The organism is Sodalis sp. RH14 (assembly GCF_047324285.1).
Lineage (GTDB): Bacteria > Pseudomonadota > Gammaproteobacteria > Enterobacterales > Enterobacteriaceae > Acerihabitans.
Map to the genome: position 1 here is coordinate 4,483,581 of NZ_CP178739.1, position 13,906 is coordinate 4,497,486.

The window sequence follows — 13,906 nt, forward strand, 5'->3', positions numbered from 1 at the left end:
AGCTTTATCAGGCGGGATAACGGCTTTCGGGTTGCGGGATAGCGCCGGCATTGCCTAATTCGATCACCGCGCCCTGAAACCGTTCTTCGGTATCAAGATAATAAAAAACATCGTCACCTATATTGCCGCTTTGCACCACCTGGTAGCCGCGCGCCGCATAACGCGCAATCGCCTGGTCGCAATCCTGGAAATACAGCTTCATGTGGTGCAGGCCGTAGCCGTGCTTTTCAATATATTCGTCATAGATGCTATAACCGCTGACCGGCTGCATTAATTCCATTTGAATTCCATTAACCCAGCACACGGCTATTTTATAAATATGCTCCGCCGGTTTGCCGCGATAGAGGGAATGGCGAATATTGTGCGGACCATAGGTATACACATCCCAGGGGCCGATATCGCATACTTGATAATAATGCGCCATGGCGTCATCCAGGTTTTCCACCAGATGCGCTATTTGAATAATGTCACCGTCTTTCATCGTGGAACCTTTTTGAATAAGGGTAAGGGTCTCAGGCAAATTTTTGCGGCAAGCCTTCCAGATTGGTATGGCGTGTTTTCATCTCGTCGAGGGAAATACCGGTTTTTTCAATCAACAGCATGGTAATGATATCGACAAACAGAAACAGCGATTGCTCCAGCAGCGAGGACATCGGCTGGATTGACGGCACTTCCTGGTCGCCGCCGAAAATCTGTCCCGGCACGCGCACGGTCAGATCGGCATAGCCGCCGTGTTCGTTTTCCGGATGGGCGGTAAGCAGCGCCACCCGGGCGCCGGCCTCCTTGGCCAGCTTTATCACGTTCAGCTCGACATTGGTGACCGCGCAATGGCCGATCAGCAAGTCGCCCGCGCCAAGACAGGGCGTGGTGGTGTCGTAGACCACATAGCTGTCGAACCCCATGTGTTTCAGGCGCATGGCGAACGCGCGCACCGAGAGTTGCATTCGCCCCATGGCATAGAGTTGAATGGTCTTTGCTTTACAAATTTCATCCATCAATTGGCTTATTTCAGCTTCATCCACGGCCAGCAGGGTGGCTTTGTTTTCCGCTATCACCTGTTCTACCAGGCCTTTGTAGGTATACATCGGCAATTCCTCACTTTTATCATCGTCGGCGGGAGGCACAATATAATTTACATGTTAGCTGATATGTAAAATTAATTAGCCAACATATGCATACAACATACGATAAATTTTTGGCATATCTATCGATATTGATCACATTTTTTACGCCGAAATGTTAAATATTATGATGAAATGTGCAGTTAAGTGATAAGGATCACATTACTATTGCGCGATATTCCGTTACCTGCCTGTTGACATCCTGTCCCCCAGCAGGAGCGCTATGACGCCGGCAGCAAACCGCGACCTGGCGCGGCGCGCTTCGCATCCGCGCCGGCTACGGCATTGGCGGCGACATAAAGATTGAACAAAAATGCCGCCCGGCCGGGGCGGCGAAAAAAACCGGAAAAAAATCTCGATTTAGCGCGCTGCTCGTGGGTTTATTTATCGCTGAAACAGGATAATCGGCCGCTAAACATAGGCGCTATCGCCGTATTTATCAGCCGAATAACCCGCTTGATTTTACAACTTTTATCATTTATGGTGTTTTGCAACATTACGCGACGCATGTTGTACAGTAGCTGTAATAATCCAGCGGTCCTCACTCATTTCTTTTGGATAATTAATTTCAGCATGGGCAAAAGAATCATCATGGCGAAAAGAGGTAAACTGGATAGCGTTTTTTTGAATATCGAACAGCGCATTCGCGACAATATTTACCAGGAAGGCCAGCGTCTGCCGTCGGAATCGGTATTATGCGATGAATTCTCGGTATCGCGCCCCACCGTCTCCAAGGCGCTGTCCAAACTGCGGGAACTGGGGCTTATCAGCAGCACCCAGGGGTCCGGCCATTATGTCTGCGCGCGGCAGCAGCCGGCGGCGGCGGCGCAGGGAGAACTGACCCTCGGCATCCTCTCGCCGCGCATGGAAGCCAATGAAAGCGGCTTCCTGTTCGAGCAGATCTTTAAGTCCATTGCATCGCTCTCCCAGCAGTTCAATTTCTCCCTGGTCTGGAACGGCATCGTCACCATGGGCATCGACGCCAGTAAGCAGAAAATAATCCAGACCATTGAAAACATCATCGATCGCTACATTAAAAATAATGTTCACGGGATATTTTTTATACCGATAGAGTTCCATCCCTTCGCCGATGAAATTAACCAGATGATCCTGCAAAAACTTTCTTTGTTCAATATCAGAGTCATCCTGGTTGACAGCGATTTCAAAGCCTATCCTAATAAGTGCGCCTACGATCTGGTGGGCATTGATAATATTGCCGCCGGTTTTGAAGTCACCCGCCATTTATTAAAAAACGCGACCCGTCGCGTTGATTTTTTATGTGAAAACTATTCGGCGCATACCGTTTCAATGCGCATCATGGGCTATAAGCTGGCGCTGCTGGACGCCGGCATCCAAGCGCAGGAAGGCTGGGTGCACAAGGGTCTGGCGGGGGATAAGGACTTTATTAACGGCGTTCTCGACGGCGGCGCCACGAATATTGTCTGCGCCAATGATTTTACCGCCATGAAATTATTATCCACCTGCGGCCAGATAGGCCGCCAGGTTAATGTCGTCGGCTTTGACGATAATGAATACTCCGCCCTGCTCGGTATTCCGCTGACCACCTATAAACAGCCCTTTGGCGATATTGCCAGGAACGCCATATTCCTAATGCTTAACCGGCTGCAGTTTCCCCAGGACGCGCCGCGCCATCTGCAGCTGCGCGGCGAGATGATCATCCGCTCGTCCTGCGGCACGCGCCGCGACCCCGCTTGAGATACATTTCTTCATAGTTCCACGGGCCGTGCGCCGGGCATGGCCGCCATCCCACGCTAGACTTGAGATAGAGCCATTCCGTAGAACCTACTCCGAAGGAGCAATGACATGGAAAATACGACCTCGCAGGTTTCCGCCCCCGACGCCGCCGAACTGGCGCTGATCGACCGCTACTGGCGGGCGGCGAATTACCTGTCGGTGGGCCAGATCTACCTGATGGATAACCCCCTGCTGCGCCGGCCGCTGTTGCCGGACCATATCAAGCCGCGCCTGCTCGGCCACTGGGGCACCACTCCCGGCCTTAATTTCATCTATGCACACCTGAACCGGGTTATCCGCGCCCGCGACCTGGATATGATTTATATCTGCGGGCCGGGGCACGGCGGCCCCGGCATGGTGGCCAATACCTGGCTGGAAGGCACCTACAGCGAGATTTATCCGGATATTTCCGACGATGCCGAAGGCATGCGCAAACTGTTTCGCCAGTTTTCCTTTCCCGGCGGCATTCCGAGCCATGCGGCGGCGGAAACGCCGGGTTCCATTAACGAAGGCGGCGAGCTGGGCTATGCCCTGGTCCATGCCTACGGCGCCGTGTTCGATAATCCCGATCTGATCGCCGCCTGCGTTATCGGCGACGGCGAGGCCGAAACCGGGCCGATGGCCGCCAGCTGGCATTCCAATAAATTTATCAACCCCGCCCGCGACGGCGCGGTGCTGCCTATCCTGCATCTTAATGGCTATAAAATCGCCAATCCTACCCTGCTCGGGCGCAGCAGCGATGACGATTTGCGTCAGCTGTTCCAGGGCTACGGCTACCGGCCGATTTTCGTCGCAGGCCATGAGCCGGCCAAAATGCATCCGCTGATGGCCGCCGCGTTCGACCAGGCGTTCGATGAGATCCGCGCCATCCAAAACGACGCGCTCACCGGCAACGCCGCGCCGCAATCGCTCCCCCGCTGGCCGATGATTATCCTGCGCAGCCCCAAGGGCTGGACCGGGCCGAGAGAGGTGGACGGCAAAAAGGTCGAGGGCTTCTGGCGCGCCCATCAGGTGCCGGTGGCGGGCTGTCGCGAGGACGAGGGCCACCGGCAGATCCTGGAACACTGGCTGCGCAGCTATAACCCGGACGATTTGTTCGACGGCAACGGCCGTTTGCTGCCGGAACTGCGCAAACTGGCGCCGGAGGGCGGCAGGCGCATGGGCGCCAATCCCAATGCCAACGGCGGTCTGCTGCGTAAGGCGCTGAAGGCGCCGGCAATCCAGGATTATGCGGTGGCCAGCAAGAAACGGGGGGATATCCAGGCCGAAGCCACCAAAATATTCGGCGAGTACCTGCGCGATATCTTCCGGCTCAATGCGGATAATGCCAACTTTCGCCTGTTCGGCCCCGACGAAACCGCCTCCAATCGTTTAAGCAGCGTGTTCGAGGCCACTAACCGGGTCTGGATGGAGGAAACCAAAGCTTACGACGAGCAGCTGTCCCAGGACGGTCGGGTGATGGAGGTGCTGAGCGAGCATCTGTGCCAGGGCTGGCTGGAAGGCTACCTGCTCACCGGCCGCCACGGGCTGTTTTCCTGTTATGAAGCCTTTATCCATATTGTCGATTCCATGTTCAATCAGCATGCCAAATGGCTCAAGGTGTCGCGCGCCCTGCCCTGGCGCAAGCCCGTTTCCTCGCTCAATTACCTGCTGTCCTCGCACGTCTGGCGCCAGGATCATAACGGCTATAGCCATCAGGATCCGGGTTTTGTCGATCTGGTCGCCAATAAAAAGGCTGATATCGTGCGCATCTATTTCCCGCCGGACGCCAATACGCTGCTGTGGGTCGGCGATCATTGCCTGAAAACCTACGATCGCATTAATGTGATCGTGGCCGGCAAGCAGCCCGCGCCGCAGTGGCTGTCTATGGACGAGGCGGTGACACACTGCGAGGCCGGTCTGGGCATCTGGGACTGGGCCGGCAACGAGGACGGCACCACCGCCCCCGATGTGGTGATGGCCTGCGCCGGCGACGTGCCCACCATGGAAACGCTGGCCGCCGTCGAGCTGTTGCGCCGGCACGTGCCGGAGCTGCGCATCCGGGTCGTCAACGTGGTGGATCTGCTGGCGCTGGAGTCCGAGACACAGCATCCGCACGGCCACAGCGATGAATTTTTCGATAGGCTTTTTACCCCCGACCGGCCGGTGATTTTTGCCTATCACGGTTATCCGTTCCTGATCCACCGCCTCACCTATAAGCGGAAAAATCACGCCAATATCCACGTGCACGGCTTTATGGAGGAAGGCACCACCACCACGCCGTTCGATATGACCGTGCTGAATAAACTTGATCGTTTCCATCTGGCCATGGCGGCGATCAAACGCATTCCCGGACTGAAGGATTCCGCCAAGGCCGCCGCCGCCATCGATTTTTTCAAGGCCAGGCTGGATGAACATTATCATTATGTGCGCGAGCACGGCGACGATCTGCCCGACGTCAAGGAGTGGAAGTGGCAAAAAATCAGCTAAGGCTCCCGTCGGGAGGATGCTGGGCGCGAGACGCGGTTAAAAGGAGTCATATCTTTTAGCGAACAATCACCCTACATCAAGGTGATATGAGATTTCCCACACAGACATATTCGGTGACATGGACGTTGACCGCCAGGTGTCGGCAGATACCCACCCAGGCGCCTGAATAAAGGTCGATTGTCTGTTTTAATTATCCTTTTACCCCCTTATTTATTATTGCCGCAATTGTATGGGTCGCCGTCATACAGGGTACAAGAAAATAATTTAAAAAAATCCACAGCCGCTCAAAGCAGACACTCTCCGCTGAGGAGAAAAAATATTTTCTCCGTATCCCGGCGAGATTACGAACGTATTTTCCCCTCTATAGATGCGGATATCGCCTTAATAGCAATAGAAATCAGAATAATAATAGCCACCCTGCGCCGTCCGGCAAGCCAGCGCCTCCAAAACTGTTTTTGGAGGCGCAATGACCACCTTAACCCTGTCATCATTTAACCCGCACTATTACGACACAACGGTCATTACAGGGAATCAGCAGTTTTTACCAAGGTGCTTTCTCTTTCTGTCTGTGCCGGTAACACGTTTTCCCTGATGCCCACTAAGAACTGCGGCCGCCGCCATGGCTGTGTTGACCGCCTTTCTTGCCTGCTTCCGAGGCTTTTTCAGGATCGTTCTTAAAGTTGCCGCCACTCTGCTGACCGCCTTTTTTACCCGCGTCGGACGCTTTCTGTTTATCTTCGGCGAAGTTGCCGGAACCGCCACGATGTTCAGCCATGTTAACCTCCAATTGCAGATGATATCATCAAGCCGTTAGATATTACCCATCTTATTAATACTACTCATTTAACGGGCTTGAACTGTTTATTGATGACTATTTATTACACGTGACTCATCATCAATGGAATTAATGTTAGGCAAGGTTCTCTAAAAGAGCAAATACGGCATTTAGGTGAAAATGACCCTCATAATGAATTTCAACATACTGAAAAAGATGTATTTTTTGCATTTATGTTTTATGGGATTATTTATTAACATAATAGAAATGGTGATTTTTATTAATTAAATCAACAACAAATTACCACTCAAAAATTTATAAAAATATTTATACACACCTGATAAAAATAATAAACGAGGCGGTATAACATATTGATTTTTTGGTCGGTATATCCGTTCTACGCCGTAATAAGCATTATTACCGGAAATATAACAAGGTACGCAAAGGAACATTCCCGCCGCTAAGGGACAATCCCATGCGCAATTAACCGCAGCCGCCGTCCCGCCCGCCATGGTATGCGCGGCCGACCCGCGCGGCTCAGGCCGACGGTCCCTGCCCCACCGAATGGCGGATGCGCAGCTCGGTGGAGAATTCACTTGGGCAGGGCGCGTCCGGGAGGGCACCGATGCGCTGCAACAGCAGGGTGGCGGCGGCGCGGCCCATGGCATTTCCCGGCTGGCGTACCGTGGTAAGTGCGGGACTGAGCAGCCGCGCCGCGGGGATATCATCAAAGCCGGTGACGCTGATGTGTTCCGGCACGGCGATACCACGCTCACGGCAACGGCGTATAAAGCCTATGGCTATCAGATCGTTGGCGCACAGCACCGCCGTAGGGCGCTCCGTCGCCGGCAGATTGATAATCGTATCCGCCGCCCGGCTGCCGGACGCCTCGGTATAGTCGCCGCTTAATACCGGCACCGAGTCCGGCATAATATCGGCGGCGGCAAATGCCTCGCGAAATCCGGCCAGGCGCTGTTCGCTGGTCCACAATCCGCGCGGCCCGCCGAGGACGGCCAGCCGCCGATGCCCGCGCCCCAGGACATATTGCGCCATGGCGCGCGCGCCCAGCAGGTTTTGCGCACTGATAAAAGGCGCGTCGATCCCCGGCAGGCATTCATCGACAAATACCACCGCGCCTTGCTGCGCCAGCCTCATCAGCGAGGGGCTGGGCAGACCGGTGCCGGACAGGTAGATCACCCCGTTCAGGCGCTGGGTACGCAACACCTGTGCGTAATACTCCTCGCGCTGCGTATCAGCCCAGGTCATGCACAGCACCAGCAGGCAATCAAGGTGGTCAAGCACGCCCTGGATGCCTTCGGCCACGTCGGCGAAAAACGCATTGCCCAGATCCGGCACGATAAAACCAATGGAGGAAATACGCTGGTGTTTCAGGCTGCGCGCGGCGTTGTTGGGTTCAAAATTCAGCTCGGCAATGCAGCGCAGCACGTGCGCGCGCGTATCCGCGGCCACCGGCCGCGCGCTGTTGTTAAGCACCGCGCTGACGGTACCGATGGAAACATTGGCTAAACGCGCCACGTCGCGAATCGTAGGCCGTACCGGCCTGCCAGGCTTTACGCTATCATCGGTCATCAGGCGTCCTGTGCGGGATTAAACTAACGGCGCCAGTAGCGCCGCGACCAGCGCCTGGCGGTCGACGAGGAGCGCCACGGCGTAACCAGATATTCCAGCAGGATAACCAGCAGAAAGCTCAAGACCCCCAGCAAGGCCAGAAAACCGATGGCGGAAAACGTGCCGGCGGTATTAAGCCTTGAGTTAGCCTGCAGCAGATAAGCGCCCAGGCCGCCGCTGGTGGACGCGGTCCACTCGCCGATAACCGCCCCGGTGACGCTGAAGGTGGCGGACAGCTTCAGGGCGGAAAACAGCGGCGTATAGGTGGCCGGCAGCTTAACGTAGCGGAAGATGCTCAGGCGGGAACCGCCCATGGACCGTACCAGATTAAGCATATCCTTATCCACGGAGTTCAGCCCGTCGAGCACGTTGACCACCACCGGAAAAAATACCACCAGCGCCACAATCACCAGTTTCGGCGCCAGGCCGAAGCCCAGCCAGATCGTCAGCGCGGCGGAAATCGCGATAACCGGCACCGCCTGGCTGGCGATCAAAATTGGATACAGCACGCTTTTCACGCCGGGGATCGCATCCATCAGCACGGCAAAGACGAATCCGGCGCCGGCGCCCAGGACAAACCCCAGCAAAAAGGTGGTGAAGGTGGCCTGGAACCCGATCCAGAGCACCGACCAGTCCGATAAGGCGTGCTGCCAGGTGAGCTGCGGCGAGGGCAGGACATACGCGGGAATCTGATAATAACGCACCGCCGTGTCCCAGACCGCCAGCACCAGCAGCAGTGCCACGAGCGGGCCGCCCAGCGGCAATAACAGCTTACGGATGTTGATCATGGATAAGCGCTTCCTGTGCCGGTTGTTCAGTGTAAATCAGATCCAGGATGTGTCGTTTCAACTGGGTGAATGCGGGGCTGGTAAGGCAGGACAGCGGACGCGGACGCGGGATATCCACGCTGAAAATCTGCTGGACACGGCCGGGACGGGGCGTCATCACCACGACCCGGTCCGCCATAAAAATCGCCTCGTCGATATCATGGGTAACAAACACCACGGTGCGGTGCTGCTCCGCCCAGACCGTCAGCAGCCATTGCTGCATCGCCAGGCGGGTCTGGGAATCCAGCGCGCCGAACGGCTCGTCGAGCAGCATCACGTCATGCCGCATCGCCAGGGTGCGCATCAGCGCCACCCGCTGGCGCATGCCGCCGGACAACGCCGCCGGATAGTGATTGATGAATTCGCCCAGGCCATAGCGCTCCGCCAGGGCCACCCCCGCCGCGCGCTGGTCCCGCGTCGCGCCTCCTTTAAGGATGGCGCCCAAGACGATATTGTCGATAACCGTCATCCAGGGCAGCAGCAGGTCTTTTTGCAGCATATAGCCGACATGGCCGCTGCGGCCGGTAACATCGTCGCCGTCTATCAGGATCTTACCGCTGTCAGGTGTCAGTACGCCGGACACCAGATTGAACAACGTGCTTTTACCGCAGCCGGACGGGCCGACCACGCAGACAAACTCGCCCGCGCGTACGTCCAGATCGGTGGGCGCCAGGGCGGTCATCGCGCCGAAGCGCCGCGTAACCTGTTGAATCGATAACTTGGGAACTGTCATGACGTTGCCTCTGGGCTATCCCTTCGCGGATAGCGCACTATAGAATCTGTTCGGTTTCCGTTACAAAACCTCGCATCGCTCACGGCCGAACCAGACCACGTCCTCGACCTTGACCGCTACGTCGCCGCGCCGGGCAAAGGGTTCCACAGCCCAGGCTCCCCACATGGGCGTGTCGTTGCCGGCATCGATAAAACCCAGGGTATAGGCGGCGCCGGCCGTCAGGGAATGGCCAATATTACCCAGCAAATCCAGCAGGATAAATCCTTCCCGCGTCAGGCGTTGGTGACTCAGGCCGAACAGCTCTGCGGCCGGCATGCCGGGCCGGCATAACGCCAGGGTATCGCGGTGGATATGTTCCAGCGCCCGCAGCGCGTCCACCGCCTCGGGATAATCGCCCACGACGCGACAGCGGGTGCAGTCGCCCCAGAAGCCCTCGGCGGTAATGGGATGCACATCCACCATCAGTACGTCGCGCGCTGCCGCGGCCTGCGCGCCCGGTCCCTGGGTCGGGAAACAGACCTTGGCGTTCTCGCCCAGGCCGACGTTGGTAATGGTCCAGATGCCCGCCGCGCCCTGATCGCGCAGATAGGCATGTATGGTTTCCTCCACGGCGGACTCCGATACGCCCGGCCGGACCGCGGCCAGGCCCGCCTGGGCGGCCGCTTTCGCCAAAAGTTGCGCCTGGCGCAGCCCGGCCGGGGCCTCAAGGGCGATATCCGGCCCGGGACGATAGGTCCAGAGGGGTTTCATCGGCGGTGGCGATAAAGGCATGATAGCGGCATCCTGTTAGCAAACATGACCGGCATGGAAATATGGCGGCGTCGGGGGAACATGGCAATATCCGGGCGTGGATCCCCGGTGCACTGATTATAGCCTCCCGTGTTCATCATCAATACACCGGCGGGAGAATGATCAATGTTTAGCGATTCAATCCATATTGAAACGGTTCAATCTTTATATGTCAATATCGTTTTATAAATAAATTTATGCTTGATATAACATGATAAAAATGACAATTTTATTAATTGAAACGGTTCAACTTCTCTTAAATGCTGCGCTAAAAAGGGGCGAGCCGCACAAAAATGATCCATGCCTGTGGAGGGTAATAACATGAGTCGGAAACAGATATTATTAGTGGGAGAGACATGGGTGTCGTCAGCGACCCATTTCAAGGGATTTGATCAGTTCGGCAGCGTCACCTTTCATTCGGGCGCCAAGGCGATCATCGCGGCGCTGGCCGGTACGGAATTTGCCCTGACCCATATGCCGGCGCACGTGGCGGTGGAGGAATTCCCTTTTACCGGGCAAGAGCTTAGCCGTTATGACGCCATCCTGCTGTCGGATATCGGCGCCAACTCGCTGCTGCTGCATCCGGATGTCTGGCTGCACGGTAAAACGGTGGCCAATCGTCTTGACGTACTGCGCGACTGGACTGCCGCCGGCGGTGCCCTGGCCATGTTCGGCGGCTACCTGAGCTTCCAGGGCATCGACGGCAAGGCGCGCTGGCACCGCACCGCCGTGGAGCAGGCGCTGCCGGTGGAATGCCTGCCTTATGACGACCGCATCGAGGTGCCGCAGGGGTTCCGTCCGGTTATCGACCCGCGAAAGCAGGGACATGCGCTATTTAACAATATTACCGGCGATTGGCCGCTGCTGCTGGGCGCCAACGAGGTGGTGCCCAAGGACGGCAGCGATGTGTTGGCGCGCCTGCCGGATGAGCTGGGCGGACACCCGCTGCTGGTGACCGGTGCCCACGGGCGCGGGCGCACGCTGGTCTGGACCTCGGATATCAGCCCCCATTGGCTGCCGCAGAATTTTATCGACTGGCCCGGTTATAAACAGCTGTTGCTCAACATGCTGGGCTGGCTGACCACCCGTTAATCCGCCGATTAGCAGGGATCCTCGTTACCGACATTATCCTCCGGAGGCCGCCATGGCGCCTAAACCGAATGAAGCCTTAGTCACCGTAGCCTGCTTGCAAATGGAGCCGGTTTTTGGCGAGACCGTGCGCAACGTCAACACCTCCATCGCCATGATCGAACAGGCGGCGGCGCGGGGGGCGAATCTGATGGTGTTGCCCGAGCTGTGCAATACCGGCTATGTGTTCGCCACCCGCGACGAAGCCTTCGCGCTGGGAGAAGCGCTGCCAGACGGCCCTTCCTGCCGCGCCTGGATCGACTGCGCCCGCAGGCTGGGGGTGTATATTGTCGCCGGCATCACCGAGCGCGAGGGCGAACTGCTGTATAACGCCGCCGCTATCATCGGGCCGGAAGGGTTTATTGGCCGCTATCGCAAAGTGCATCTGTGGGGGGATGAAGCTATTTATTTCGCGCCGGGCAACCTGGGTTTCCCGGTATTCAAAACCCGCATCGGCACCTTGGGGTGCCATATCTGTTATGACTGCTGGTTTCCGGAAAGCTTCCGCCTGGCGGCATTGCAGGGTGCCGAGATTGTCTGCGTCCCCACCAATTGGGTGCCGATCCCGGGCCAGGATCCCAACCGCGAGGCCATGGCCAATATCATCTGCATGGCGGCGGCGCATACCAATTCGGTATTTGTAGCGGCGGCGGATCGGGTAGGCGTGGAACGCCATCAGCCTTTTATCGGCCAGAGCCTGATTGTCGGCTATACCGGCTGGCCGGTGGCGGGACCGGCCAGTGCCACGGATACCGATATCATCATGGCGACCATTAACCTGGCCGATGCCAAACGTCATCGCAACTGGAACGCCTTTAACCAGGTGCTGCGCGACCGCCGCACCGATGTGTATGATCAGATGCTCGGAACGTCCCATCAACCGGGCAATTTTTAGCCGCGGCGGCGGGTCATATCAAAGTCCTATGGCCCGCCTCCTGCGCCGGCAGATAAATGTGATATAACTCTCTTTCGGGCTTCTCAAGCTATGCTAACGTCAATTAGTCATTATTTAGGATTAATCTAGCTATCAATGAGAAGATTCCAAATAAAAATTTAATCAATTAGTCCTAATTAAGGATTATATGTCGCGCTGGGCGGTCACGCTGCCTCGTTGCGCTAACCCCACCCGCTACCGGAGTGAGCTATGAACGGAACAGATTATGTGGTCATGGCGCTGTATGCGCTGATGATTGTGGCGATCACGCTTTGGGCCATGCGCAAAGTGGGCAGCACCAAGGACTTTTTTGCCGCCGGCGGTAAAATGCCCTGGTGGCTTTCCGGCATTTCACATCATATGTCGGGTTATAGCGCGGCGGTGTTCGTGGCTTACGCCGCGGTGGCCTACAGCTATGGCATCACCATTTATTTCTGGTGGGCGCTGCCCATTTCCATTGCGGTGTTTATCGGCTCGTTTATTTTCGCCCCGCGCTGGGCGCGGCTGCGCATCCATATGCATATCGAATCGCCGATGGAATATCTCGCCACGCGCTACAATGTGCCGACGCAACAGCTGCTGGCCTGGAGCGGCGTGCTGCTGAAAACCTTTGATGTCGGCGCCAAGTGGGCGGCCATCGCCATTATCATTAATGTCTTCACCGGGCTCGCGCCGGTATACGGCATCGCGATATCCGGCGCATTATGCCTGTTTTATACCGTGATGGGCGGGTTATGGGCCGATGCCTGCAACGACTTCGGCCAGTTTATCGTGCAGTTTATCGCGGCCATCGTGATGGTGGTGGCGGTGGCGGCCCATCTGGGCGGCGCGCACGAACTGCTCACCGTCTGGAACCAATTGCCGCCGGCCCATACCGATATTATCCGCGAGCCCTACACGCTCGGCTTTATGCTGGCCTATTTTGTCATCTATACCCTCAGCTACAACGGCGGCACCTGGAACCTGGCGCAGCGGTTTATCGCCTCGCCCCGCGGGCGGGACGCGCACAAGGCCGCCCTGCTGTCCTCGGTGTTGTACCTGGTATGGCCGCTGGTGCTGTTTTATCCCATGTGGGCGGCGCCGGTACTGTTCCCCCATATCGCCGATCCGACGCAATCCTACTCCATCATGGCGATGCAGCTCTTACCCAACGGCCTGATAGGTCTGGTGCTGGTGGCGATGTTTACCCATACCCTGTCGATGACCTCATCGGACTCCAACGCCATTACCGCCGTGGTCACGCGCGATATCCTGCCGGTTTTGTTTCCGCGCCGGTTCGGCAACGGCCAATCTTCCCTGGTGGTGGCGCGGGTAACCGTGGTGCTGTTTATCCTGACCACCCTGCTTATCGCGGTTAACGCCAGCCGGTTCGGCGGCGTGCTGACCCTGCTTATCGTCTGGTTCGGCGGCCTGGTCGGCCCCATCTCGATCCCCATGCTGCTCGGCCTGCTGCCCTGGTTCAGAAAATGCGGCCCGACGGCGGCCATTGCCTCATGGGCGGCCGGGGTGGCGGCATTTTTCGCGGTAAAATTCGTCGTGCCGGGCATGAGCACCACGCAAATCGTCGCCATCCCGGTCTTCACCTCGTTGATTGTCTATACGCTGGCGGGGATGTTGCGGCGTAGTCCGGTCAGCCCGCAGGTGGACATTCTGCTGGCCGCGTTAAACCAGGATCAGGGCACGGCGCAGGCTGCCGAACCCATCCACAACCTGCGTAAACCCGAATCCGGCCAAAACTAAGGAGCT

At 57.0% G+C, this 13,906-nt stretch carries 12 protein-coding genes; 5 read left to right on the plus strand and 7 right to left on the minus strand.

Annotated elements, in window-relative coordinates; genetic code table 11:
- Nucleotides 1-7: 7 nt before the first annotated feature.
- Together ACL2XQ_RS20450 and ACL2XQ_RS20455 are read right to left on the minus strand one after the other, a co-directional pair.
- Nucleotides 8-481 (minus strand): VOC family protein, encoded by a 474-nt coding sequence (locus ACL2XQ_RS20450; RefSeq protein WP_410013846.1) that lies wholly within the window; start codon nt 479-481, stop codon nt 8-10.
- Between the two features lie 31 nt (nt 482-512).
- Entirely contained in the window at nt 513-1,085 is a 573-nt protein-coding gene (locus ACL2XQ_RS20455) for a sugar isomerase (RefSeq protein ID WP_410013845.1), read from the minus strand.
- Nucleotides 1,086-1,712: 627 nt separating this feature from the next.
- Here ACL2XQ_RS20455 and ACL2XQ_RS20460 point away from each other — a divergent pair.
- The gene (locus ACL2XQ_RS20460; RefSeq protein ID WP_410013844.1) at nt 1,713-2,837 is read left to right on the plus strand and encodes a GntR family transcriptional regulator; all 1,125 of its coding nucleotides are present in this window, start codon (nt 1,713-1,715) and stop codon (nt 2,835-2,837) included.
- A 108-nt stretch (nt 2,838-2,945) separates the two neighbouring features.
- Nucleotides 2,946-5,345 (plus strand): phosphoketolase, encoded by a 2,400-nt coding sequence (locus tag ACL2XQ_RS20465; protein WP_413721268.1) that lies wholly within the window; start codon nt 2,946-2,948, stop codon nt 5,343-5,345.
- A gap of 598 nt (nt 5,346-5,943) precedes the next feature.
- Here the strand turns inward: ACL2XQ_RS20465 and ACL2XQ_RS20470 are convergent.
- From ACL2XQ_RS20470 to ACL2XQ_RS20490, 5 genes are all read right to left on the minus strand, one after another.
- Complete coding sequence (locus ACL2XQ_RS20470; protein WP_410013842.1) at nt 5,944-6,120, minus strand: general stress protein; 177 nt, start codon at nt 6,118-6,120, stop codon at nt 5,944-5,946.
- A 537-nt stretch (nt 6,121-6,657) separates the two neighbouring features.
- Nucleotides 6,658-7,710, minus strand: a complete 1,053-nt coding sequence (locus tag ACL2XQ_RS20475; RefSeq protein ID WP_413721269.1) for a LacI family DNA-binding transcriptional regulator — start codon at nt 7,708-7,710, stop codon at nt 6,658-6,660.
- Nucleotides 7,711-7,733: 23 nt separating this feature from the next.
- Complete coding sequence (locus ACL2XQ_RS20480) at nt 7,734-8,537, minus strand: ABC transporter permease (RefSeq protein WP_410013840.1); 804 nt, start codon at nt 8,535-8,537, stop codon at nt 7,734-7,736.
- Complete coding sequence (locus tag ACL2XQ_RS20485; protein ID WP_413721270.1) at nt 8,521-9,309, minus strand: ABC transporter ATP-binding protein; 789 nt, start codon at nt 9,307-9,309, stop codon at nt 8,521-8,523. Before ACL2XQ_RS20485 ends, ACL2XQ_RS20480 begins: the two co-directional genes overlap by 17 nt.
- A 60-nt stretch (nt 9,310-9,369) precedes the next feature.
- A complete protein-coding gene (locus ACL2XQ_RS20490) occupies nt 9,370-10,080 on the minus strand; it encodes a M24 family metallopeptidase (protein WP_410013838.1) in 711 nt (236 codons plus the stop codon).
- A gap of 339 nt (nt 10,081-10,419) precedes the next feature.
- On the opposite strand from ACL2XQ_RS20490, the gene ACL2XQ_RS20495 reads away from it, so the two are divergent.
- The 3 genes from ACL2XQ_RS20495 (at nt 10,420) to ACL2XQ_RS20505 (ending at nt 13,900) form a co-directional block, all read left to right on the plus strand.
- Nucleotides 10,420-11,190 (plus strand): glutamine amidotransferase, encoded by a 771-nt coding sequence (locus ACL2XQ_RS20495; RefSeq protein WP_410013837.1) that lies wholly within the window; start codon nt 10,420-10,422, stop codon nt 11,188-11,190.
- 52 nt (nt 11,191-11,242) lie between these two features.
- Nucleotides 11,243-12,121 carry a nitrilase family protein gene (locus tag ACL2XQ_RS20500; RefSeq protein ID WP_410013836.1) on the plus strand — a complete coding sequence of 293 codons (879 nt, stop codon included), beginning with the start codon at nt 11,243-11,245 and terminating at the stop codon, nt 12,119-12,121.
- A 249-nt stretch (nt 12,122-12,370) separates the two neighbouring features.
- A complete protein-coding gene (locus tag ACL2XQ_RS20505) occupies nt 12,371-13,900 on the plus strand; it encodes a sodium:solute symporter family protein (RefSeq protein WP_410013835.1) in 1,530 nt (509 codons plus the stop codon).
- Nucleotides 13,901-13,906 lie beyond the last annotated feature (6 nt).